This window comes from Brevundimonas sp. A19_0, assembly GCF_017744255.1.
GTDB lineage: Bacteria > Pseudomonadota > Alphaproteobacteria > Caulobacterales > Caulobacteraceae > Brevundimonas.
On the sequence record NZ_JAGHQP010000002.1, the window covers coordinates 15,119 to 38,671 of the forward strand.

The following is a 23,553-nucleotide window of genomic DNA, read 5'->3' on the forward strand; positions in this document are numbered from 1 at the left end:
GGAGGCGCGCAGCCGAAGGGGCGTGCACGGTCGGCAGAGACGTCTTCAGGCGTGAGGTGGGGCCGTGGCCGGAGGCTTGGGCGGATAGAGCGCGGTCGGGCGCGCACTGGCAGAGACCGGCGCGAATGCCGGAGCGGCGGCGGCCTCGGGGTGCACCGGCAGCACGACCGGCGGGGTGTCGACGGCCTGCAGGCCCGACAGCAGGGCCATGGCGCAGGTCAGGCTGGCCTGCTGGTCCGGATCGACCGGGACGGGATGGCCGTCGGTGTCTAGCGTGACGCGGATGACCTGACCGGAGCAGAGCTGGATCGGCGTGTCGCCGGCCGCCGAGGCCGCCACCGCCGAGGGCAGCAGGCTGGCGAACACGATGGCAAAGGTCGCGGCCAGAATGGCCAGCGCCCGGGTCAGGCTGATCTCGTCTGCGGGATCGCGTGTCACGCGTCGCCTAATGCTATATTGTATCGCTTGTGAAAAGCGCTTTCCCGCGCGGGGAGTGTCTTTCCTGATCACCCGCGTGCTTGACTTTCAGCGGCGATAATGCGCCCTTCCGGCCTCCCGAATTCTCCCCTTTCGTGACCGATCCAGACCCATGGCCGAGACGCATCTTTATCGTACCCACACCTGCGGCGCCCTTCGGGGTGACGATGCTGGCAAGACCGTCCGCCTGTCGGGCTGGGTGCACCGCAAGCGCGACCACGGCGGCCTGCTGTTCATCGACCTGCGCGACCACTACGGCCTGACGCAGCTGGTGCTGCATCCGGAAACGCCGGGCTTCGAGGCCGTCGAGCGTCTGCGCGCCGAAAGCGTCATTCGCGTGGACGGCGAGGTCGTCGCTCGCTCGCCCGAGACGGTCAACGCCACCCTGCCGACCGGCCAGATCGAGATCCAGGTCAAGTCGGTCGAGGTGCTGTCCGAAGCCGCCGAACTGCCGCTGCCGGTCTTTGGCGAGCCGGAATATCCCGAGGAGCTGCGGCTCAAGCACCGCTACCTCGACCTGCGCCGCGAGACCCTGCACAAGAACATTGTCCTGCGCTCCAAGGTGATCAGCTCGATCCGCCGCCGCATGGTTGATCAGGGCTTCCTTGAGTATCAGACGCCGATCCTCACGGCCTCTTCGCCCGAGGGTGCGCGTGACTTCCTCGTGCCGTCGCGCCTGCACCCCGGCAAATTCTATGCGCTGCCCCAGGCGCCGCAGCAGTTCAAACAGTTGCTGATGGTCTCGGGCTTCGACCGCTATTTCCAGATCGCCCCCTGCTTCCGCGACGAGGACCTGCGCGCCGACCGGTCGCTGGAGTTCTACCAGCTCGACGTCGAGATGAGCTTCGTCACCCAGGAAGACGTGTTCGCCGCCATTGAACCCGTCATGCACGGCGTGTTCGAGGAGTTCGCCGACGGCAAGCCGGTCTCGCCGATCGACCAGCCCCACACCTTCACCAACGATTTCGGTCAGACGCTGGAGCACAAGGGCTTTGAGCGCCTGACCTTCGCCCAGTCGATGGCCTGGTACGGCACGGACAAGCCCGACCTGCGCAACCCCATCAAGATGCAGGACGTCTCGGACCACTTCCGCGACGGCGGCTTTGGCCTGTTCAACAAGATCCTCGCGGCCGACGCCAGGAACGCGGTGTGGGCCATCCCGGCCCCGACCGGCGGCTCGCGCGCCTTCTGTGACCGCATGAACAGCTGGGCCCAGGGCGAGGGCCAGCCGGGCCTCGGCTACATCTTCTGGTCCGATGACCAGCAGGCCTGGGGCGGACCGATCGCCAAGAACCTGGGGCAGGAGCCGACCGAGGCCCTGATGACGTCGCTCGGCCTCGGCAAGGGCGACGCCGCCTTCTTTGCTGCAGGCCTGCCGGCCACCTTCGCCAAATTCGCCGGATTGGCGCGCACCCGCGTGGGCACCGAGCTGAAGCTGATCGACGAGGAGCAGTTCAAATTCTGCTGGATCGTCGACTTCCCGATGTTCGAATGGTCCGAGGAAGAGAAGAAGGTCGACTTCAGCCACAACCCCTTCTCGATGCCGCAGGGCGGGCTGGAGGCACTCGAGACCCAGGATCCGCTGACCATCCGCGCCTATCAGTACGACATCGTCTGCAACGGCTATGAGCTCTGCTCGGGCGCGATCCGGAACCACAAGGCCGAGATCATGCTGAAGGCCTTCGAGATCGCCGGCTATGACGCCTCCGTGGTCGCGGACCAGTTTGGCGGCATGCTGAACGCCTTCCGCTATGGCGCCCCGCCGCACGGCGGTCTGGCCCCCGGCATCGACCGGATCGTCATGCTGCTGGCCGGCCAGACGGCCATCCGCGAGGTCATTGCCTTCCCGCTGAACCAGCAGGGCGAGGATCTGCTGATGAATGCGCCGACGGCGGCCGACGAGCGTCAGCTGAAGGATGTGCACATCCGCACGGCCCTGCCGATCAAGGTCTGAGGTCCGGGCCTAGCGGCCCGCGACCACGACGCGGGGAGGGGTCGGAGGCCGGGGCGCGGCCGGGGGCTGAACCCGCGACAGGTTCCGGCAGCTGCGGCCCGTCAGGCCCGAGGGCAGTCGGGTGCCCGAGTCAGCGCACGCCTCGCTGATCTGCGACTGGGTCAGGCCGCGCGACAGGCTGAGATCCGTGCCGCGTATGTCGGTACGGTCCAGCGAGGCGCCCGTGAAGTCGGCGCGAGAGAAGGATCCACCGGTCAGGCGCGCGCCGTCCAGCTCCGCTCCCCGGAAGTTGGCGCCGGCAAAATTGCCGTTGGACAGGTTCGAGGCCGTGATCTCCGCATTGCGGAAATCGGCGCCGCGCGCGTTCACATTGGCCAGGGTCACGCCGAACAGCTCGGCCCCCTGCAGATCGGCGCGCGCCAGAATGGCCCCGTTCATATTGGCGCCGCCCAGGGCCGCGCCCTGAAGATTGGCCGAGGACATGTCGGCGCGCACGAACACCGACCCGAGGCCCTCGATGCCGTCCATGCGGGCGTCGGTGAAGTCGGCCCCGGTAAAGTTGGCGGCGACAAGGGTCGCGCCCCGCAGGTCTGCCCGTGTGAAGTCCGCGCCCGAGAAGTTCGATCCGACCAGTTCGGACCCGCGCAGATTGGCGTCGACCAGGGTCGCATCGGTGAAGGTGGCGGCCGTGAACGTCGCCCCGGACAGGTCGCGACCGGACAGTTCGCACCGGCGACAGGTCCCGCCCAGCGAGACCACGCGGGCCACGTCCGGATCCTGAACGAACATCTGATCCCAGATCTGGCCGTCCTGCAGGGCGGGCACGACCTGGACCTGCACCGAGCGGGCGTCCTGACGGTCGCCGTCCCCGCGCCAGACCCCGGCCTGCGCACCCGTTGCGGCAAAGGCGGTCAGCAGCGCCAGACCGGCCAGGGCGGCGCGACCGCGGCGTTCAGGCTTCGCAAGGGGAAGGACGAGAGTGTTCACACCGTCTCCATGCCGTCATTGTCCGCAAATCCCTACTTAATTCGGCGTAAGGATCGGGCCCCTCAGCAGGCCGGAATGCGGAGCGAACCGGGCAGGCGGGTTTCCGCGTCGCCGCAGGCCCGGTTCAGCTGGCGCTGGGTCAGGCCGGTCGACCGCTGCATCTGGGCGCCCGAGAAATTGGCGCCGTCCAGCGTGGCGCCGGAAAAGTCCGACCCCTCCAGATAGGCGCCCACAAAGCTGGCGTTTGTCAGATTGGCCCCGCCGAACCGTGAACTGGAGAAGACACCGCCATAGGCATCGACGTCGCGCAGGTCGGCATTGGTGAAGCGGGTGCGGTTCATCACAGACAGGCTGAGATTCGCCTGACGCAGACGCGACCCGGACAGGTTCAGCCCGCGCGCCTCCATGTACGAGAAATCGCCCTGGAACAGGTTGCAGCCCGGGCAGCTGTTGCCGGCCCGCACCCGGGCGATCTGGCTGGCATTCTGGGCAAAGGCCGGCTCGGGCATGGCGACGGCCAGCATGACCACGGCTGTGGCGAGGCCGAAGGCGGCGGCAAGGGCGGAGCGCGTCATGGCAGGGGTCCCGTTTGCGGATCAGTCACCCCCTGTCATGCAAGTTCCGCGCCGCCCGTCCAGCCCTGTTTCGCGGCGATCCGCCGCTGGACGTGCCGGGTGCCGGTTCGTATGATGATCCATCGGCGCGCACCGGTTCGCGCCCCACTGACATGACTGGGTTTCCTGACGTGCTGGCCAAACTGTTTTCCTGGTGGAGTGGTGCAACGATCGGCACCCTGTTCACGGTGGCCAAGCGTGGCCGGCTGGTCGGCACGGACGAGCAGGGCAACCGCTATTACGAATCGCGCGACACCCAGAGCTATGACGGCCGCCGCCGCCGCTGGGTGATCTATGACGGCTATGCCGAGGCGACCAAGGTGTCGCCCGACTGGCACGGCTGGCTGCACTACACCTTCGACGAGCCGCCGACCGAGATGGCCCTGCCGCGCCAGACCTGGGAAAAGGATCACCTGCCCAATCTGACGGGTACGCCGCTGGCCTGGCGCCCGCCCGGATCGCTGCTGACGACCGGCAAGCGCCCGGCCGCCACGGGCGACTATGAGGCCTGGACGCCCGAATGAAGCGCCCGGTCCGCCTTCTGGGACTGGTGACGGTGGCCACCCTGGCGGTGGCCGGTGTCGGCGTGACCGCTGCGCTGAACGACCTGCCCCAGGACGCCCGGCCGATCCAGGACCCGCCCGCCGGCAATCCGGCTCCGGCCCGGCAGGACCCTGCGCCCGCGCAGAACACCCTCACCCCGACCGAGACGGCGCCTAACACCCAGCCGGCCCCGGCCGCGCCGGTGCCCGTGCCGCTGACGCCGGAAGAGACCACGGCCGCCCTCAATCAGGCGCGCCGGAACACGCCGCTCAACGAGATCCAGACTCCCCCGGAGGAGACCGACGAGGTCGAGGTCGCCGAGGAGGACGAGGTCGAGGTGATCGAGGCTCCGACCGAGCCCGAAGGCCCGCCGCCGCCGCGTCAGCGCCGCCGCGTCGCCGTGATCCAGGCCATCGACAAGGTGACGGCCGAATCCATCCGCTTCGAGGTCGAGGTTGGCGGTCGCCCGGTGGCCTTCAAGCGCGAGCTGATCTTCCGCGTGCGCGCCTGCGAGGTGTCGTCCGAGGAAGAGCGCGATCAGGAAGCCGCCGGCTATGTCGAGGTCAGCCTGCAGCCCCGGGGCGTGGTCACCGGGGCCGAGCCGCGCCAGATCTTCCGCGGCTGGATGTTCGCATCCTCGCCCGGCATGGCCGTGCTGGAGCACCCCGTCTACGACGCCTGGCTGGTCGACTGCCGGGCATAGGCCACGGCCTCCTCGCCGCTCATCGTTGCCCTGAACGCCTCCATATCCGGCTGCTGCTCCAGCGCAGGACGCAGCACGCGCATGTAGACCCGGTGCGGGGCATCAACGATGTTGAACTGCTTCAGGTGATTGTTGACGAACTGGGCGTCCAGCAGGCTGAACCCGGCGCGGTTCAGGCGCGCCACCAGATGCACCAGCGCGATCTTCGAGGCGTCGCGCTGCCAGGTGAACATGCTTTCGCCGAAGAAGGCCCCGCCGATCTGTACGCCATACAGGCCCCCGACCAGGGCATGGCCGGCCCAGCATTCGATGCTGTGCGCATGTCCCTGTTCGTGCAGCTCGGTGTAGACCTGCTCGATGCGCCGGTTGATCCAGGTGTCCCAGCGGTCCCGGATCAGGGCCGCACAGCCGGCGATGACCTGCGGGAAGTCCCCGTTCACCCGCACTTCCAGATTGCTGCTCCGGACCGTGCGGGCCAGACGCGCCGGAATGTGAAACCGGTCCAGCGGGATCACGCCGCGCACATTCGGCCGGATCATAATCAGGGTGTCGTCGTCGCGCGCCTCCGCCATGGGAAAGGACCCATAGCGATAGGCATGCAGCAGATAGTCGGCGGTCAGGGCCTCGGGGTCGATCAGCGTTGTGAGCGCCTCGCTCAGCTGGCCGGCCCCTTCTGGCGTTTGGCCCAGTTCTCCAGCCAGTGGATGTCGTAATCCCCCGACAGGATGTCCGGCTCGTTGAGCAGCTTCTGGAACAGCGGGATGGTGGTGTCGATGCCGCCCACGACCATCTCGTTCAGGCTGCGCTTCAGCCGCGCCAGACAGGCCTCGCGGTCGCGCCCGTGCACGATCAGCTTGCCGATCAGGCTGTCGTAATAGGGCGGGATCGAATAGCCGGCATAGATGGCGCTATCCATGCGCACACCCAGTCCGCCGGGCGCGTGATAGTCGGTGATGGTGCCGGGCGACGGGGTGAAGGTCTCCGAATTCTCGGCATTGATCCGGCATTCGATGGCATGGCCGGTGAATTTCACATCTTCCTGCCGGAAGCTCAGCGGCTCGCCCGCAGCGATGCGGATCTGCTCGCGGACCAGATCGACGCCGGTGATCATTTCGGTCACCGGGTGTTCGACCTGCAGGCGGGTGTTCATCTCGATGAAGAAGAACTCGCCGTCCTCCCAAAGGAATTCTATCGTGCCGACGCCGAGATAGCCGATGGCGGCAATAGCCTTGTTGACCGTCTCGCCGATCTGGGCGCGTTCGGCCGCCGACAGGGCGGGCGAGGGGGCTTCTTCCAGAATCTTCTGGTGACGACGCTGCAAGGAACAGTCGCGTTCGCCCAGGTGCACCACATTGCCATGGCTGTCGGCCACGACCTGAAGCTCGATGTGCCGCGGCTTCTGCAGATAGCGCTCCATATAGACCGCGCCATTGCCGAAGGCGGCCTTGGCCTCGGACTGGGCGGTCTGGACGGCCTCGACCAGATCGTCGGGCGTCAGCGCCACCTTCATGCCGCGTCCGCCGCCGCCGGCCGCCGCCTTGACGATCAGCGGGAAGCCGATCGACTTCGAGGCCGCAATGGCCGCCTCGACCGTCTCGACCTCACCGTCAGAGCCCGGAACCACGGGAATGCCCGCGTCCTTGACCGTCTGCTTGGCGGTGATCTTGTCGCCCATGATCCGGATGTGCTCGGACTTGGGCCCGATGAAGCTCATGCCATGAGCCTCGACGATCTCGGCGAAGCGGGCGTTTTCGGACAGGAAGCCATAGCCGGGGTGGATGGCCTGGGCCCCGGTGATTTCCGCCGCCGCGATGATCGAGGGGATGTTCAGATAGGATTTGGCCGCCGGCGCCGGGCCGATGCAGACGCTCTCGTCGGCCAGCCGCACCCACATGGCGCCCCGGTCGGCTTCCGAGTGCACGGCCACGGTGGAGATGCCCATCTCCTTGCAGGCGCGATGGATGCGCAGGGCGATCTCACCCCGGTTGGCAATCAGGACCTTGGTGAACACGGGATCAGGCCTCGAGCAGGACGAGGGGTTCGCCGAACTCGACCGGCTGGGCGTCGCCGACCAGCACGTCCGCCACCACGCCGTCGCGCGGCGACTGGATCGGGTTCATGGTCTTCATCGCCTCGACGATCAGCAGGGTCTGGCCCTTCTTCACCTTGTCGCCGACCTTCACGAAGGTCGGGGCCTCAGGCGAGGGCTGCAGATAGACAGTGCCGACCATCGGCGACTTCACCTCTTCGCCGGCGCGCGCCACCATCGTCGCGGGGTCGCTGGGCATGGCCGCCGGCGCAGGCGCAGCAGCCGGGGCGGGGGCAGCGGCCGGAGCCGGCGCCGCCGCATAGGTGACCGGGCCGGCCGCCACGGTCAGCTCGCGTGCCACCCGGATCTTCAGCTCACCGCGCTCGACCTCGATCTCCGAGAGCTCGGTCTCCTTCAGGATGTCGGCCAGCTGGCGGACCAGGGTGGTGTCGATCTCGGATTCGTTCGGCAATTTCTTCACAGCCATGAGAGGGTGACCCTTGTTCTTCTTCGTTCTTTCAACGAGCCGCGGCGTCGGCGCGTTCCTGCGCCAGCCTCAGGGCGGCCTTGACCGCCAGCTCGTAACCGTGGGGGCCGAAGCCCGAAATGACGCCGGTCGCAACCAGCGAGACATAGGAATGGCGCCGGAACTCCTCCCGCGCCGCCGGATTGCTCAAATGGCACTCCACGACCGGAATGTCCAAGGTCTTGAGCGCATCCAGCAGGGCAACCGAGGTGTGGGTAAAGGCCGCAGGGTTGATCACCAGCGCGCGGGCGGTGCCGCGGGCCTCGTGGATCCACTCGACCAGTTCGCCCTCGTGGTTCGACTGCCGGAACACGACGGGGACGTCCCCGGCCCCCGCCTCGCACAGCGCCTGCACATCGGCCAGGGTCTCCCGGCCATAGATTTCCGGCTCCCGCTCGCCCAGAAGGTTGAGATTGGGGCCGTTCAGCACATAGATGACGTCAGTACGGCCCATGGGCTCCGCCGCTCGCGATTCCGGCCCGGGTTTTAGCTTAGCATTCCGGCCGGTCATAGCCCGGACGGCAAGGAAGGTGACCCCGCGTCATGCACATTCAGGTCAACGGCGAATCCCGTCAGGTCACTGCCACCACCCTGACCGGTCTGGTCGAGGAACTGGGTCTCGACCCGCGCAAGGTCGCCATTGAGCGCAACCTTGAGATCGTGCCGAAGTCCCTGCACGCCAACACGGCCCTGACCGACGGCGACCGCATCGAGATCGTCCAGTTCGTCGGCGGGGGGTGACCGGCTCTCCCAAGGCAGGCTAGCGTGAGCGTCGTCATCTGGAGGGCGGTTGGTATGCGGTGTTCGGCTATTCTTGTCGCTGTGCTTTGGGCGATGGCCTCAGCAGTCGAGGCCTGCTCCGTCAGCGGGGATTTTGTCCGGTCTTCGACTTATGAAATGGTCGAGGGGGCGGATGCCGTCGTGGTGGCCACACCGATCAAAGAGGTCGGCGATGAGCCTGGTTCGACGAGCGTGCAGTTCCGCGTGGACTTTGCGTTGAAAGGCAAGCCGCCCTCCGAGTTCATTGATGACTGGGCATACATCGGGCGCGCCCGCCAAAGTGATCCCAACGACATCTCGGTCGCCCACCCTGAGGGCTTTATGGGTCCGTGTTCGCGGATGACCTTTGAGGAGGGGAGACAATATGTCGTCTTTCTCAAACGCAGTGTGGATGGTTCCGGTACGGGCTGGCGCAAGGTTCATCACACCTTCTGGCGCGATGGCGAGGATTATCATGGGCCGGACAGCCTGTGGGTAGAGGTGCTCAACTTCTACATCGGCGTCGAGGCCGCAGAACCGGACCGGATGAGGGTTATTGAGGTTCTGGCTGGGCATTTACCCCGCCTAGAACGGCCGGGAGCTACGCCGAATGAGCGAGCGCTGGCCGCTGATATTCGAGATCATCTGAGTTCCTTGTCGCCTTGGAAGCCTACCGCCTTTCTCATTGAAGCCTATGAGGCGTTGGATCGAGGCGAGAGTCCGCGCTTTGGTATCCGGGGGCTGGAGGCCAACCAGGAGGGAGGGCCCGCTCAGGCCCTGACCGATGCGGTCTTCGACACCCAGCGTCCGCCCTTCGATCGGGAAGAGCAGAAGTTCTATATCCTGCAATCGCTGATCACTGGGGAGCATCCCGAGGCTGGGCCTTTTTTCGAGCGGATCATAGCCGCTAAACCTACTCCCCGTCAGACCGGCATGGCCATTCGTTGGCTCGCCGGGAACGGCAAGCTCGCGCGGGCCTATGACATGGCTGAAGCGGCGGCAGTTGGCTTGGCAAATCTAACGCGGGACGAGGCGGCGTTATTGATCAGCGACATACTCGTAGCCATGAGCGGCGATCTGGACGAGGAGGCTTGGGCACGGGACCCTTATGTGGCGTCCCGTTGGCCAACCTTGGCATTGTCTCTGCAAGTGACGGGAGAGGAGCTCGGCTTAGGGGACGGGGGATGGTCGCTCACGAGACCGATTCGGGAGCTGTTCACGGGCGATTGGCGCGCTGACCCGCGTATCTCCCTGATACTGGCCGCAGGGTTCGATGAAGATGCTGAAGCGTGGGCCATCGCGGAACTGGCCCGGGCACTGCCGCTGGCGGATTGGCGGGACGAGGCCGACCCTGTCTGGCTGCCTGCTCAAATGCTGGTGCTAGGGTATGGAGAACCCCGGGATGAAGCGCTGCTGGATGCGTATTGCAGCGGTGGGAAGACGGGCCGGATCGTGATCATGACGGCACTCGCACAGCGTGGGGACACGATCATGGACTTCATGCTTCTTGAAAGGTTGATCGAGGATCTGCCCGACACGTCTGGCTTGGATAAGGTCCGCGATGCGTTGACGTTTAGGTACGCCGAAATGACCAAGCATGAGGAACCGTCGATGTTCGGGGGCCGGGACAGCGACGAATTGATGAACCTCATCGTGCTGATTGACTCGATGCTTGGGTCGACGATCCCCGACCACGCCCCCTGCGCCGGGGGTTGACCTGTGGGTGTATTCGCGCGCAACGCAAGGCATGACTGATACACACTCCGACACCTGGACCGTTGCCGGTCGCACCTTCACCTCGCGGCTGATCGTCGGCACCGGCAAATATGCCGACTATGCCCAGAACGCGGCGGCGGCCGAGGCAGCGGGGGCCGAGATCGTCACCGTGGCGCTGCGGCGGGTGAACCTTTCCGATCCTTCCCAGCCCATGCTGGTCGATCATGTGAAGTCCGACCGCTTTACCTATCTGCCCAATACGGCCGGCTGTTTCACCGGCGAGGATGCCGTGCGGACGCTCAGGCTGGCGCGCGAGGCGGGGGGCTGGAACCTGGTCAAGCTGGAGGTCCTGTCGGAGACCCCGCACCTGTACCCCGACATGCCCGAGACGCTCCGGGCGCTGGAGATGCTGGTCAAGGACGGATTCGACGTCATGGTCTATTGCACCGACGACGTGGTCATGGCCCGCCATCTGGAAGAGGCCGGCGCCGCCGCCATCATGCCGGCGGCCGCCCCGATCGGCTCGGGGCTGGGCATCCAGAACCGGGTCAATGTGCGGCTGATTGTTGAACAGGCAAAGGTGCCGGTGCTGGTCGACGCCGGGGTCGGCACAGCCTCGGATGCCACCATCGCCATGGAACTGGGCTGCGACGCCGTCCTGATGAACACCGCCATCGCCGAGGCGAAGGACCCGATCCGGATGGCGCGCGCCATGAAGCACGCGGTGATCGCCGGGCGCGAGGCCTATCTGGCCGGGCGCATGCCCAAGCGCCGGTACGCCAGCGCCTCTTCGCCGCTCAGCGGCCTGATTTAGAGAGCTGCTCTAACGCGCGGCGGCGATGGCCTGGTCGATGGCCGCCGGGTCGTTGCTGGGGCTGGCCTTGCCATTGATGAAGAAGGTCGGCGTCCCGTCCATCCCGGCGGCGCCCGCGCCGGCCTGTACATCGGCCAGGGTTCGGCTGATCCCGGTGGCCATCAGGGCCTGACCGTTCGGCCCGGTATCGACACCGTTTGCCGCCAGAATCCGGTCGATCGCCTCGTGCGACAGGGCACTTTCCGCCATGAGGGCCTGGTGCACCGCCAGATACTTGCCCTGGCTATGGGCCAGCAGCGCCGCGCGCGCGGCGTGCTGCGACACGGTGGTGGTGCCCGAATCCAGGATCGGCCATTCGCGGAAGATGAACCGCACATCGGGATTGGCGCGCATCAGCTCCAGATAGCCGGGCGCCGCCGACTTGCAGTAGGGGCAGCGATAATCGAAATATTCCACCACGGTGACATCGGCATCGGCCGGCCCGAACACCGGCTCGCCGGGGCCGGGCTCCAGCATCTGCGGCATCGAGGCGACGGCGGCATTGATGCGGTCGATCCGCTCGGTCGCCGCGCGCTGGTCGCGGGCCTGAATCATCTCGTCGAGGATCTGCGGGTTCTCGACCAGATAGGTCCGCACCCGGCTTTCAAACCCGCCGCCGAAACTGGCCCAGGAAGACAGGCCCAGCGCGACCACGGCCAGGCCGAGCGCCAGCGGAGTCCCGTGGCGGGCGATCCAGCGCGAGGACGTGTCCTGCGGCGCCGGGTGAGTCTCGGAGCCGGTCTCGGGGGGCGTGTCGGTCATGTGGTCTCTAGTGTTGGCCGGAGGGCGGGATCACCCCCTGTGGCCGGTTGGCGTTCGATTCGTCCAGCACGCGGATGTCGTCCATGGTCGCGCCCGACGCGAGGATGATGTCCATGGCCCGGCGCCATTCCATCGAGCCGGGCTCCAGCATGTCACGGGCGCGCAGGGCGAACTGGGTCGCCTGGTCCGTCTGGCCCTGAACATAATAGTACTCTGCCGAGGCCAGCCGCGCCTCGCCCTCGCGGCCCATCTGCGAATAGGCCTGGGCCAGCAGTCGCCAGGCCATGGGGTTGTCGTGCTCCAGCACCGTGGCCTGTTTCAGCTCAGCCACCGCGCGGTCCAGCAGGGTATCGTCGCGCGACTCGATCAGCGCATGGCCCAGATTGATGCGCAGCAGCGGCGCATCGGGCATCAGGTCGACCGAGCGCTGGTGGGCCTCGACGGCCTCGACCGGGCGGCCTTCCTCAAAGAAGATCTGGCCCTTCAGCTCCCAGAAGAAGGGGTTTTCGGGCTGTTCGGCGATCAGGGCGTCCACGGCATTGAGCGCGCGGTCCGTCTGGCCGTCGCGAAACCAGGCGATGGCGCGGGCATAGCGGGCGGGCAGGGAGGTGTCGCTCTCGGGATATTCGCGCAGGGTGATGCCCGGGTGATCCATGAAGGCGTGGATCTTGGCGATGACCAGGGCGTGTTCGGCCATCCGCTCGGGGGTGTCGACCTCGCCGTAATAGGGGGAGGCCTCGACCGGGCGGCGCAGGTTCTCGATGCGCTGCGACGACAGGGGGTGACTGCGGAAGTAGGGGTAGCGCCGGGCCTCCGAGAAGACTTCCTGCGAGCGGAAATTCTCGAAGAACTCCACCAGACCCCGGCCGGAAATCCCGGCAGACTCCAGCGCGCGTGCGGCGGTGATGTCGGCCTCGCCTTCCTGGCTCTGCATATACCGCAGCGCGCCGAGGGTGCCGAAATACTGGCTGGAGGCGACCAGCATGGCCGCGGCGTCGGGGGCGCCTGCCACGGCGGCCAGCGCACCCAGCGCCATGGTCATCAGGAACGGCTGCATGCCCGCCTGCTGCACGCCGTCGCGCAGGGTGTGGCGGTTGCGGATGTGGCCGCCCTCGTGGGCGATGACGCCCAGCAGCTGGTTGGGATTGTCGGTCTCGAGGATCAGGCCGGTGTTGAGTCCCATGATCCGCCCGCGCGTGGCAAAAGCGTTCAGCGAGGGGTCATTGACCAGCAGGATGGTGATCTCGTCCGGGTTCAGCCCCATGGCCGTGAACACGGGCGCCGACCAGTCGTGGATGATGCCCTCGATCTCAGTGTCCCGGATGATGCTCTGGGCATTGGCCTGCGCGGGCAGGGCCAGCAGGGCGGCAATCGCGACGGCCACGCCGCCGACGCGGGAAACGGTTCGCTTAAGCCAGCTCAAGACGTGCTCCTGTCCGACGACGGCCGCGCGGCCGACTGGTCCCGGGATGTCTATTGGTCGCCGGGCGACAAGGCCAAACAATGACCAAGTCGCCCGACAGGACCGGTTGCCCGATCATCGCCGCGGGGGCGCGTCAGGTCAAAGGCGCCACCAGCCGCGCTTGGGCTTGGGCGGCGGGGCCGTGATCTGGTTCGGATCATTGGCCAGGATTTCCTCGACATCGACCGTCTTGCGTGGCGGGGCGGCAGGCGTGACCTCGACGTCTTCGGCGGTCTGCGGCGCGGGGTCCGCCTCCACGGCAACCGGCTCGACCTCGGCCGGTTCGGCCTCGACCGACTCCGTCGCGATGTCGGGCGAGACAGCCGTTTCCGCCGTGGCATCGACCTCGGCATCGACGGTGTCCGGCGTTTCCGTGGCCTCGACCGGCGCGGCCTTGCGGCGCACGCGGCGACGCTTGGGCGCGGCTTCCTCGGCGGCCGGGGCATCGGGCGTCACCGGCACCGAGGGCGCATCCTCTTCCGAGGGCGCGGCGATCGCGGTGTCGACCGGATCCTCGTCGATCATGCCCTCGTTCGAGGCGCGGGCCTCGGCACGCGGGCTGGCACCGTCGGACCCGTTCCGGTCCCGACCGCGGCCGCGACGGCGGCGACGGCGACGACCGCCCTCGCGCTCACCCTCGGCATCGTCGTTCGAGGCCTGGACGGCCGGACGCTCGGTCCGCTCGGCTTTCGGCTCGCTGTCGTCGCCATCCCCGTGCGGGTTGAGCGGGTCGAACCAGACGAACGGATCGGACAGGTCCGGCGTGCGACCGCGCACCCAGGCAAAGCCGTCGCGCTCGGTGTCCTCGCGGACCCGGCGACCACCGCGACGACCCCGACGGCGGCGGCGGCCTCCGTCCTCGCTGTCGTCCTCGGTCGCGGCCTCGACCGCCGGTCCGCGCTGACGGCCCCGGCCGCGGCCGCGACGGCCGCTCGAGCGGTCCCCGTCCTCGTGCTCGTTCTCGCTCTCGTCTTCGCCACCGGCCTCGGCGGCGTCGAGCTCTTCGTCCTCGTCCTCGTCGTCGAAATCGTCGTCGGCGAAGTCATCCATCGGCGCGTCGTCGACCGGCAGGGCGTCGGCCTCGGGCGCGACAAAGTCCGGATCGGAGGTCAGGCGCTCGACCTTGTAGTCGCCCTGGGCCAGGCTCTCGTCGACCGAGACCATGACCACCACGCCGCGCGTGCGGGCCAGCGCGTCCAGATAGTCGCGCTTGTGGTTCAGGATGTAGAGGGCGACCGCCAGCGGCACCTTCAGGCCGACGGTGCCGGCGCCGTTCTTGCCGGCCTCGATGTCGACGGCACGCAGCATCATCAGGGCGGCGGATTCCGGCGAGCGGACCCGACCGGCGCCCTGACAGTGCGGACAGACCTCGGTCGCGCCCTCGATCACACCCAGGCGGCGGCGCTGGCGGCTGATTTCCATCAGTCCGAAGTCCGAGATCCGGCCCATCTGGATGCGGGCACGGTCCTTGGCCAGCGCGTCCTTCATGACCTTTTCGACGGAGCGGTTGTTCTTCGACTCATCCATGTCGATGAAGTCGATGACGATCAGACCGGCCAGGTCGCGCAGGCGCAGCTGGCGGGCGGCCTCGGCCGCGGCCTCCAGATTGGTCTTGTAGGCGGTCTGCTCGACGTTACGTTCCTTGGTCGCGCGACCCGAGTTCACGTCGATGGCGACCAGCGCCTCGGTCTGGTTGATGACCAGATAGCCGCCGGACTTCAGCGGCACGACCGGCTGGTGGATCTGGGTCAGCAGATCCTCGATGCCGTTCGCGGCGAACAGCGGCTTGGAGCCCCGGTAAAGGTGAACCTTCCTGGCCTGGGCGGGCATCAGCACGCGCATGAAGTCGCGCGCCTGCTTCCAGCCCTCATAGCCCTCGACCTGGATGCCGTCGAAATCCTTGTCGAACATGTCGCGCACGGCACGGCGGACCAGGTTCTCTTCCTCATAGATCAGCGACGGGGCGTTCGAGCTGAGGGTCGTCTCGCGGATCGTCTCCCACAGGCGCAGCAGATATTCGTAGTCGCGCTTGATCTCGGCCTTGGTGCGCTTGGCGCCGGCGGTCCGGATGATCAGGCCCATGCCGTGCGGCACGTCCAGCGCCGAGGCGGCGGCCTTCAGGCGCTTGCGGTCGGCGGCATTGGTGATCTTGCGCGAGATGCCGCCACCCTTGCCGGTGTTGGGCATCAGCACGCAGTAGCGGCCGGCCAGCGACAGCCAGGTGGTCAGGGCCGCGCCCTTGGCCCCGCGCTCGTCCTTGACGACCTGCACCAGCAGGATCTGGCGGCGGCGGATGACGTCCTGGATCTTGTAGCGCCGCATCAGGCGCCGCTTCAGGCGCTCCTCGTCGGCCAGGGCGCCGTCGCTGTCGTGTTCCTCGTCGACCTCGCGCAGTTCGCCGTCGTCGGCCTCATCCTCGGACGAGGAGTTCGACAGCTCGGCCATGATGGCCTCCCGGTCGGCGACCGGGATCTGGTAGTAGTCGGGGTGGATTTCGTTGAAAGCCAGGAAGCCGTGGCGGTTGCCGCCGTATTCGACGAAGGCGGCCTGGAGGCTGGGTTCTACCCGTGTGACCTTGGCCAGATAGATGTTGCCGCGAAGCTGGCGCCGCGCCCGGGATTCAAAGTCGAATTCCTCAACCTGGCGAGATTCCACGATGGCGACGCGGGTCTCCTCGGCATGGGCCGCGTCGATAAGCATTGTCTTGGACATAAAGGGTCTTTCCTGGGCGCGCCGGTCCCCGCCCGTCGGGACGTGTCCCGACCGGTCGAGCGGCTCGCCGATTGAAATGAGGGGGGTGGGCCAGGAGGAACCTCGCGCAAACGGTCATGCCGTCTGCTGAGCGGACAGGTTCGGTCTCCGGATTCGAGCGGGTCGAAAGGCCCATGGTCGTGCGTGTTCCTGGAACGCGGTCTGCGTCGGTCAGTCTGCCATTCGTCGGCATCCGCCATCCGCGAGGCCGGTTCCGCCCTGTCGTCCGTCGGTCGGGCCGTGCGGGCGTCAGAAGGGTGGGATCGGGGCTGCCGGTCAAAGGTCCCGCTCGGGGCGGGCCGCAACCACAGCACCTGAACAATAGGGGGCCTCTGACGGAATTGAAAGGCGAATGGTCTTAACGGAATCCTCAGAGGCCTGTGTCATCCCTGATCGAGACCGGAAATACGGGCTTTTGGTTACGACAGAATGCGTGCGCGTCTGAAATTCGATCTCGCCGGGTGGCGAGCCAGGGAATGGGCCATGACGGCCCTGGCCTTTGTCGTCATCTGCATGTTGATCCTGACGGCGGGGCGCGGCTTTGCCCTCGGCGTGGACGGCGAGATCCTGCGCGTCCGCTTTGGTGGCGATGCCCAGCGCACCCGCGTGGTCGTCGATCTGGAAGCCTCGACGCGCGGCACGGTGGTCGATGACGGCGGCGATGGCCGTGTGGTCGTTGACCTCGACGGCGTGCGTGCCGGCCGTGGCCAGACGGGGCAGGGGACGGGGCTCGTCCGCGCCTACCAGGTCGCCCAGACCGGCAGCCGCTCGCGAATCGAGCTGGTTCTGGCCTCGGGCGTCGAGATCGAGCGCCGCTTCCTGCTGTCGCCCGGCGACGGCGTCGACCACTATCGCTATGTCATCGACCTGAAGGCCACCGGCGCACCGCAGCCCCGCACGGCCGAGTCGCGCCGCGCCCGGGTGGCCACGCCGCCGCCGCCCTCGCGCTCGGGCGACCGCCGCCCGCTGATCGTCATCGATCCCGGCCATGGCGGCCACGACCCCGGCGCCCTCGGCCAGCAGTCGCGGGAGAGCGCCATCACCCTGGCCGCCGGACTGGCGCTCAAGGCCGAGCTGGAGCGCACCGGCCGCTACCGCGTCATCATGACCCGCCAGACCGACGTCTATGTGGGCCTGCCCCGCCGCGTCGAGATCGCCCGTCAGGCCGGCGCCGACCTGTTCATCTCGCTGCACGCCGATGCCGGTGGCGACCCCGCGACCCGGGGCGCCAGTGTCTACACCCTGTCCGAACAGGGCGCGGGGCGTGCCGTGCGCGAGTTTACCGGCCGCGATGACTGGCACCGCGAGCTGCACCTGCCCGGTCAGGACCCGTCGGTCGACCGCATCCTGCTGGACATGACCCAGCGCTCGACCCAGAACCGCTCGGCCCAGTTCGCCCGCAACCTGCTGTCCGAGATCGAGCGCACCGGCCACCCCTTGCTGCGGCGCAGCCACCGCGACGCCGGTCTGGCGGTGCTGCTGGCCCCCGATGTGCCCGCCGTCCTGCTGGAAATGGGCTTTGTCACCAATCCCGAGGATGAGCGCGTCCTGATGGACGAACGTCGCCGTCGCGAACTGATGCGCGGTGTGGTGCAGGGCATCGACCAGTATTTCACCACCCTGGCCTCGCCGGCCCAGTATGCGGGCACGCCCCAGGCCGGCGGCAATCGCTGAGACGGCCGACCGGTCTGCCCCATGCGCGCAAGACCTTTCGCCGGGGAGCGACGCGGGCTAAACCCTCCGGACGGGTCCTGTCGGAGTAAGCGGTGAAGATAGCCGAACGTTGGTTCGTGATGGCGGGGATCGGCCTTCTGGGCGCGATCGCCCTGGCTGGTCTGGTGGTCACCGTCTATGCGGCGTGGCTGTTCCACGACCTGCCCGATGCGACCGAGCTGGCCGACTATCGTCCGGCCACGGCCACGCGCGTCTATGCGGGCGACGGCACCCTGATCGGCGAGTTCTCCGAGGAACGCCGCATCTATGTCTCCTTCGAACAGATTCCGCCGGTGGTCATTCAGGCCTTCCTGGCCGCCGAGGACCGCAACTTCTTCACCCACGGCGGTGTGGACGTGTCCGGCCTCGGCCGGGCCATGTTCAAGAACGTCTTCAATGTCGTGACGGGACGGCGCCTCGAGGGCGGATCGACCATCACCCAGCAGGTCGCCAAGAACATCCTGCTGACCAATGAGACCAGCGTGAACCGCAAGCTGAAGGAAGCCATCCTGTCCAGCCGGCTGGAGGCCACCCTCAGCAAGGAACAGATCATCGAGCTGTACCTGAACGAGATCTATCTGGGCTACCGGTCGTACGGGATCGCCTCGGCGGCCTACAACTATTTCGGCAAGTCGCTGGACCAGCTGACGGCCGACGAGGCTGCCTTCCTCGCGGCCCTTCCCAAGGGGCCGACCAACTATCACCCCAAACGGTATCCCGAGGCCGCCAAGGCCCGCCGGGACTGGGTGCTGGGTGAAATGGCCGACAACCGCGCCCTGACACCCCAGGAACTGGCGGCCGCCCGCGCCCGCCCGCTGGTCACCCAGGACGCCCCGCGCCGGGCCCAGTACCGCGACGCCGACTACTTCGTCGAGGAAGCCCGTCGCCAGGCCATCGCCGAATACGGGGCCCAGGCCATCAATGCCGGCGGCTATTATCTGCGGACCACGCTGGATCCGACGCTTCAGACGGCCGCCCGTGACGCGCTGATGACCGGCCTTGAGACCTACGACCGCCGCCACGGCTGGCGCGGGCCCTGGGGCACGACCGACTTCTCGGAAGGCTGGGAAGAACAGGCGCTCAAGGAGACCGCCCCGCCCGAGCGTCGCGCCTGGCAGGCCGCCGCCGTCGAGAGCGTCTCGGGCAACACCGTCCGGGTGCGTCTGGCGGGCGACGGCAGCGCCGGCACCCTGGTTCCGGCCGATGCGGCCTGGGCCAATGCGCGCAAGCAGCTTCAGCGCGGCGACCTGATTTTCGTCGAGCCCCGGGGTGACCAGTACGCCCTGAAGCAGATCCCCGCGGTGAACGGCGCCCTCGTCGCCATGGACCCCCAGACCGGCCGGGTGCTGGCCATGGTCGGCGGCTATTCCTATGCCCTGTCCAGCTTCAACCGCGCCACCCAGGCCCGGCGCCAGCCCGGCTCGGCCTTCAAGCCCATCGTCTATGCCGCGGCCCTCGAGGGTGACTTTACCCCGGCCTCGGTCATCGACGACGCGCCGATCAGTTTCGCAGGCGGGCCGAACGGCACCCGCTGGAGCCCGGAAAACTACAGCCGGCAATATTACGGACCCCAGACCCTGCGTCGTGGGCTGGAACTGTCGCGGAACGTCATGACCGTGCGTCTGGCCGACAAGGTCGGCATGCCCCGGATCATCGATCTGGCGTCGCGCATGGGCGTGGCCGATGATCTGCAGCCGAACCTGTCGGTGTCGCTGGGGGCCGGCGAGACCACCCCTTATGACCTGACCGCCGCCTATGCCGCCTTCGTCAACGGGGGGCGCCGCGTCGAGCCGTATCTGATCGAGCTGATCCAGGACCGGAACGGCGAGACCATCTTCAACGCCGATGACCGCACCTGCCGCGAGTGCACCCGCGGGTTCAGCGGTCAGGAGTCGCCCCGGCTGGAGCCGCGCGGCGAGCAGGTGATCGATCCCATCACCGCCTATCAGGTCAGCTCCATGCTGGAAGGCGTGGTCCAGCGCGGTACGGCCGCCAGCGCCCGGGGCCTCGGCCGCTGGGTCGGCGGCAAGACCGGCACGACCAATGAATACCGCTCGGCCTGGTTCGTGGGCTTCACCACGGACATCGTCGTCGGCGTCTTCATCGGCTTTGACGACAACCGCTCGCTGGGCAGTGGCGAGGCCGGGGCAGCGACCGCCGTGCCCGTGTTCAACGCCTTCATGCAGGAAGCGCTGAAGGAATATCCGGCGCGCCCGTTCCTGAAGCCGAAGAATGCCGTGTTCCGCACCGTCAACGGCATCGAGGAAGCCTTCCGCCCCGGCACCGAGCGTCGCCGTGAGGAACCTACCCGCGAGCCGGAAACCCCGACGGGGCCGCAGAACTACAACGACATCATCCGGCGTGAGCAGGAGGAAAAGGCCCGTGAGGACTCGACTCCCGCCCCCCCGACCACCCCGCCGCCGCCTCGCAAGGAGCCGGCCGAGGACTTGAGCGGACTCTACTGACGCTCTAGGTAGCTGCCATGGCGCGCACCCGGCCCCGGTCGGGTGCGCCTTTTCATCAGATCGCAGGAGTAGGCGATGAGAGCGGATGTCGAGGCCCTGAAGGCCGACATCGAGCAGAGCGTGGCTCTGCTCAGGAGGCGTCTTTGACTGGGATGTCGCCCTACGGAAACTGGATGAGCTGAATGCCCGGGTCGAGGACCCGACGCTCTGGGATGACCCCGATCAGGCCCAGGCCGTCAGCCGCGAGCGGTCCCAGCTCGAGGCCCGCGTCAACACGGTTCGCGAGATGGAATCGGGTCTGGAGGAGGGCGTGATGCTCTCGGAAATGGCCGACGAGGAAGGCGACGAGGCCACCTATCAGGAGGCCGTCGATCAGCTGAAGGCCATCAAGGAACGCGCCGCCCGCGCCGAGCTGGAGGCCCTGCTGTCCGGCGAGGCCGACGGCAATGACGCCTATCTGGAAGTGAACTCCGGCGCCGGCGGCACCGAGTCGAACGACTGGGCCGGCATGCTGCTGCGCATGTACACGCGCTGGGCCAAGGCCCACGGCTATGAGGTTGAGCTGCAGGAAGAGACCTCGGGCGAACAGGCCGGCATCAAGTCCGCCACCGTCCAGATCTCGGGCCCCAACGCCTATGGCTGGCTCAAGTCCGAATCCGGCGTGCACAGGCTGGTCCGTATCAGTCCGTATGATGCGGCGGCCAAGCGCCACACCAGCTTCGCCTCGATCGGAGTGTCGCCGGTGGTCGATGACACCATCGAGATCGACATCAACCCGGCCGACGTCCGAACCGATACCTACCGCGCCTCGGGCGCCGGCGGTCAGCACATCAACAAGACGGACTCGGCCGTGCGTCTGACCCACGTGCCGACCAACACAGTCGTCGCCTGTCAGGCCGGTCGGTCGCAGCACCAGAACCGCGAACAGGCGTGGAAGATGCTGCGTGCGCGGCTCTACGAGCTGGAGCTGCAGAAGCGCGAGGCTGCGGCCCAGGCGCTGGCCGACGCCAAGACCGACATCGGCTGGGGCCACCAGATCCGCTCCTACGTCCTGCAGCCCTATCAGATGGTCAAGGACCTGCGGACCAATGTCGAAACCTCGGACACCGACGGGGTCCTGAACGGCGATCTGGACGCCTTCATGGGCGCCGCGCTGGCGGCCCGGGTGGGCGAGACACGCGAGGGCGCCGACAGCTGATACGAAAAACGGGGCCAGAGCCTGATCGTTCGAGACAGAACCCCTGCTGGGTTCTGACGAGAGCGTGAATCAGGCTCTCGCATAATACTGGAGCCTGATTCACCGCATCGGCGGGATCGCGAAAGCGATCCCTTCTCAGCGGATCAGGCTCCTGGCCCCGTTTTGGTATCCAACGAAAAGGTCGCTGCTAGTTGGACGACATGTCGATCCGTTGCGGCGCATCGGCCTGCGGGACCGGCTGCGGCGCCTGGGGCGCGACGGCGGGCTGGGCCGAAGGACGCGGCGCGGCGGACTGGGCGGAGGGTGCCGGATTGCGGGTGCCCTGGATGCAGCGGCCCTGAAAATAGGCGCCGATGTCGATCGACAGCTGTTCGGCGGTGATGTCGCCATCGACATAGGCGGTCGAGATCAGCTTGACCTGCTTGCCCGAGACGGCGCCGACGATCCGGCCGCGCACCTCGACATAGTCGGCGCTGACGCTGCCCTCGATCGCGCCGGTCTCGCCGACGATCAGACGGCCGACCTTCACATCGCCCTTGATCTGGCCGTCGACCTGCAGGTCGCCCGAGCCCGAGACATTGCCGTCGAACTTCAGATCCGCCGACAGGGTCGACAGATTGCGTGCGGGCTGGGCCTGCGGGGCCGGGGCGGCCGGACGGGGCTGGGCCGACTGGGTCGACTGCGGGGCCTGCGGCATGTCGGGCAGCGGCGGGATCGACGGCACCGACGAGGGCTTGGCGGGCGATTTGGACTTATTGAACAAGATAATCTCCGGCTTTCATGAAGCGGGCTGGATTCTGGGCGCGGCCATTCATCCAGACCTCATAATGGAGGTGCACACCGGTCGACCGGCCGGTCGAACCCATGGCGCCAATTCTCTGACCCAGCGCAACCCGCTGCCCGACCCGGACAGAGGTCGAGTTGAGATGGGCGTAGCGCGTCTTGAAACCGCCTCCATGGTCTATCTCAACGGTGTTGCCATACCCTGAACGCACCCCGACAAAAGAGACGATGCCCGGCGCGGTCGCATGGATGGGCGTATTGAGCGGGGCGGCAAAGTCCTGACCCTGGTGCAGGGCCGGGCGTCCGTTGAAGGGATCGAACCGCACGCCAAAGCCCGAGGTGGTGCGTGCCTGGGTCGGACGCGAGAAGGGCAGGCCCTCGGCGGCATCGGTCAGGCCGCGCATATCGCCCAGATTGCGAGAGGCGTTGAGGATGCGGGTCGCGAAGGGCTCGTCCACATTCAGGATGGCGGCGAGCGCGCTGGGGTCATCGGCCTGGATCAGCGGCCCGCCCAGCGATGTGCCCTGTCCGACGTAGGCCGCCGGGTTCAGGCCGGCCAGACGGAACGCCAGACGCAGGCGCTCGGCGCGCGTCTCGGCAAATTGTTCGGCGCGGGCGATCAGCCGCTCCTGATCCATGCGCACGGCGGCCATGCGTTCCATGGGCGTGCGGCTGTCGGAGTCGGTCATCACGACCGGCTGCAGCGCCAGCTCGGCCCCGTCCACGCCGCGGAAGGTGCCCATGACCTGCGTCAGGGCGGCGTGGCGCCGCTCGACCATCTGGGCCAGTTCGTCCAGCGAGCCGGTGCTGGCCTCCATTCGCACCACGGCGGTGTCCAGACGGGCCTGCAGATCGGCGTTGACCCGCTCGGAGGCCGCGCGGGCCTGGGCAACGGCGCGCTCGGCGCCACTGACGCCGATCATGTCGATGATAAAGCCGCAACTGGCGACCAGACCCCACCCGACCAGTCCGAGCGCCAGGGCACCCATCATGATCTGGCGCCTGGCGGTCAGGGCATAGGCCTGAACCTCATCGCCGGTGCGAAGATAGATGTAACGGACAGGAAACCACCGTTGCAGCCAGCCTGTCCGGGTCGTTTCTGCCTCGTCGTGCATACTCTACACCCCCGAACGCACGCTTTATGCGGCAGGGGGCAGGGGGCTTCAACCCTGTTAGTGAAGCATTAACCCTCTTCGGAATCGTATTGGGCGAATAACGACGGTCGCCGAAACCGGTTTTCGCCTCTCAAGGGTATCCG

At 67.3% G+C, this 23,553-nt stretch carries 21 protein-coding genes; 9 read left to right on the forward strand and 12 right to left on the reverse strand.

Going from position 1 to position 23,553, the window contains the following annotated elements:
- Nucleotides 1–45 precede the first annotated feature (45 nt).
- Nucleotides 46–438 carry a hypothetical protein gene (locus tag J7346_RS02270; protein ID WP_209117381.1) on the reverse strand — a complete coding sequence of 131 codons (393 nt, stop codon included), beginning with the start codon at nt 436–438 and terminating at the stop codon, nt 46–48.
- 151 nt (nt 439–589) lie between these two features.
- On the opposite strand from J7346_RS02270, the gene aspS reads away from it, so the two are divergent.
- The gene (gene aspS / locus J7346_RS02275; RefSeq protein ID WP_209117383.1) at nt 590–2,431 is read left to right on the forward strand and encodes an aspartate--tRNA ligase; all 1,842 of its coding nucleotides are present in this window, start codon (nt 590–592) and stop codon (nt 2,429–2,431) included.
- Between the two features lie 9 nt (nt 2,432–2,440).
- Here aspS and J7346_RS02280 read toward each other — a convergent pair whose 3' ends face one another.
- Both J7346_RS02280 and J7346_RS02285 read right to left on the reverse strand, forming a co-directional pair.
- Complete coding sequence (locus J7346_RS02280) at nt 2,441–3,418, reverse strand: pentapeptide repeat-containing protein (protein WP_348521436.1); 978 nt, start codon at nt 3,416–3,418, stop codon at nt 2,441–2,443.
- 62 nt (nt 3,419–3,480) lie between these two features.
- Complete coding sequence (locus tag J7346_RS02285) at nt 3,481–3,993, reverse strand: pentapeptide repeat-containing protein (RefSeq protein WP_209117385.1); 513 nt, start codon at nt 3,991–3,993, stop codon at nt 3,481–3,483.
- A 170-nt stretch (nt 3,994–4,163) separates the two neighbouring features.
- Here J7346_RS02285 and J7346_RS02290 point away from each other — a divergent pair, with 170 nt between their 5' ends.
- Nucleotides 4,164–4,556, forward strand: a complete 393-nt coding sequence (locus tag J7346_RS02290; RefSeq protein WP_348521448.1) for an NADH:ubiquinone oxidoreductase subunit NDUFA12 — start codon at nt 4,164–4,166, stop codon at nt 4,554–4,556.
- Complete coding sequence (locus J7346_RS02295; protein WP_209117389.1) at nt 4,553–5,278, forward strand: DUF2155 domain-containing protein; 726 nt, start codon at nt 4,553–4,555, stop codon at nt 5,276–5,278. The genes J7346_RS02290 and J7346_RS02295 overlap by 4 nt, the downstream gene beginning before the upstream one ends.
- Here the strand turns inward: J7346_RS02295 and aat are convergent.
- Genes aat through aroQ form a run of 4 tightly spaced genes read right to left on the reverse strand, consistent with a single transcriptional unit; the run spans nt 5,245 to nt 8,287 of the window.
- A complete protein-coding gene (gene aat, locus J7346_RS02300; RefSeq protein WP_348521449.1) occupies nt 5,245–5,967 on the reverse strand; it encodes a leucyl/phenylalanyl-tRNA--protein transferase in 723 nt (240 codons plus the stop codon). The genes J7346_RS02295 and aat overlap by 34 nt on opposite strands.
- On the reverse strand, nt 5,934–7,289 hold the full coding sequence (accC, locus tag J7346_RS02305) for an acetyl-CoA carboxylase biotin carboxylase subunit (protein WP_209117391.1): 1,356 nt from the start codon (nt 7,287–7,289) through the stop codon (nt 5,934–5,936). Before accC ends, aat begins: the two co-directional genes overlap by 34 nt.
- Before the next feature lie 4 nt (nt 7,290–7,293).
- Nucleotides 7,294–7,794, reverse strand: coding sequence for an acetyl-CoA carboxylase biotin carboxyl carrier protein (gene accB / locus J7346_RS02310; protein WP_209117393.1), 501 nt, complete (start codon nt 7,792–7,794; stop codon nt 7,294–7,296).
- A 31-nt stretch (nt 7,795–7,825) separates the two neighbouring features.
- Nucleotides 7,826–8,287 carry a type II 3-dehydroquinate dehydratase gene (gene aroQ / locus J7346_RS02315; protein ID WP_209117395.1) on the reverse strand — a complete coding sequence of 154 codons (462 nt, stop codon included), beginning with the start codon at nt 8,285–8,287 and terminating at the stop codon, nt 7,826–7,828.
- Between the two features lie 89 nt (nt 8,288–8,376).
- Between aroQ and thiS the strand changes: the two genes are divergently transcribed.
- Genes thiS through J7346_RS02330 form a run of 3 tightly spaced genes read left to right on the forward strand, consistent with a single transcriptional unit; the run spans nt 8,377 to nt 11,122 of the window.
- Nucleotides 8,377–8,574, forward strand: a complete 198-nt coding sequence (thiS, locus tag J7346_RS02320) for a sulfur carrier protein ThiS (RefSeq protein ID WP_209117397.1) — start codon at nt 8,377–8,379, stop codon at nt 8,572–8,574.
- Between the two features lie 24 nt (nt 8,575–8,598).
- The gene (locus J7346_RS02325; RefSeq protein ID WP_209117399.1) at nt 8,599–10,308 is read left to right on the forward strand and encodes a hypothetical protein; all 1,710 of its coding nucleotides are present in this window, start codon (nt 8,599–8,601) and stop codon (nt 10,306–10,308) included.
- Nucleotides 10,309–10,339: 31 nt separating this feature from the next.
- Entirely contained in the window at nt 10,340–11,122 is a 783-nt protein-coding gene (locus J7346_RS02330) for a thiazole synthase (RefSeq protein WP_209117401.1), read from the forward strand.
- Between the two features lie 9 nt (nt 11,123–11,131).
- On the opposite strand, the gene J7346_RS02335 is transcribed toward J7346_RS02330, so the two are convergent.
- From J7346_RS02335 to J7346_RS02345, 3 genes are all read right to left on the reverse strand, one after another.
- A complete protein-coding gene (locus J7346_RS02335; RefSeq protein ID WP_209117403.1) occupies nt 11,132–11,923 on the reverse strand; it encodes a thioredoxin domain-containing protein in 792 nt (263 codons plus the stop codon).
- A gap of 7 nt (nt 11,924–11,930) precedes the next feature.
- Nucleotides 11,931–13,346: a M48 family metalloprotease gene (locus tag J7346_RS02340; RefSeq protein ID WP_209117405.1), complete on the reverse strand. Its 1,416-nt coding sequence runs from the start codon at nt 13,344–13,346 to the stop codon at nt 11,931–11,933.
- Between the two features lie 138 nt (nt 13,347–13,484).
- Nucleotides 13,485–16,097: a ribonuclease E/G gene (locus J7346_RS02345; protein ID WP_209117407.1), complete on the reverse strand. Its 2,613-nt coding sequence runs from the start codon at nt 16,095–16,097 to the stop codon at nt 13,485–13,487.
- A gap of 468 nt (nt 16,098–16,565) precedes the next feature.
- On the opposite strand from J7346_RS02345, the gene J7346_RS02350 reads away from it, so the two are divergent.
- The 3 genes from J7346_RS02350 to prfB all read left to right on the forward strand — a co-directional run bounded on the left by J7346_RS02350 (nt 16,566) and on the right by prfB (nt 21,512).
- The gene (locus tag J7346_RS02350) at nt 16,566–17,810 is read left to right on the forward strand and encodes an N-acetylmuramoyl-L-alanine amidase (protein ID WP_245157588.1); all 1,245 of its coding nucleotides are present in this window, start codon (nt 16,566–16,568) and stop codon (nt 17,808–17,810) included.
- Nucleotides 17,811–17,902: 92 nt separating this feature from the next.
- A complete protein-coding gene (locus J7346_RS02355; RefSeq protein WP_348521437.1) occupies nt 17,903–20,314 on the forward strand; it encodes a penicillin-binding protein 1A in 2,412 nt (803 codons plus the stop codon).
- Between the two features lie 75 nt (nt 20,315–20,389).
- Nucleotides 20,390–21,512 (forward strand): peptide chain release factor 2 gene (gene prfB / locus J7346_RS02360; RefSeq protein ID WP_209117409.1). Its coding sequence is split into 2 segments (ribosomal slippage): nt 20,390–20,458 and nt 20,460–21,512, totalling 1,122 coding nucleotides; the frame shifts between segments, so codons are not numbered across the junction.
- Nucleotides 21,513–21,699: 187 nt separating this feature from the next.
- Here prfB and J7346_RS02365 read toward each other — a convergent pair.
- Both J7346_RS02365 and J7346_RS02370 read right to left on the reverse strand, forming a co-directional pair.
- Entirely contained in the window at nt 21,700–22,275 is a 576-nt protein-coding gene (locus tag J7346_RS02365; RefSeq protein WP_245157589.1) for a polymer-forming cytoskeletal protein, read from the reverse strand.
- A complete protein-coding gene (locus J7346_RS02370; RefSeq protein WP_209117411.1) occupies nt 22,265–23,410 on the reverse strand; it encodes a peptidoglycan DD-metalloendopeptidase family protein in 1,146 nt (381 codons plus the stop codon). The genes J7346_RS02365 and J7346_RS02370 overlap by 11 nt, the downstream gene beginning before the upstream one ends.
- Nucleotides 23,411–23,553 lie beyond the last annotated feature (143 nt).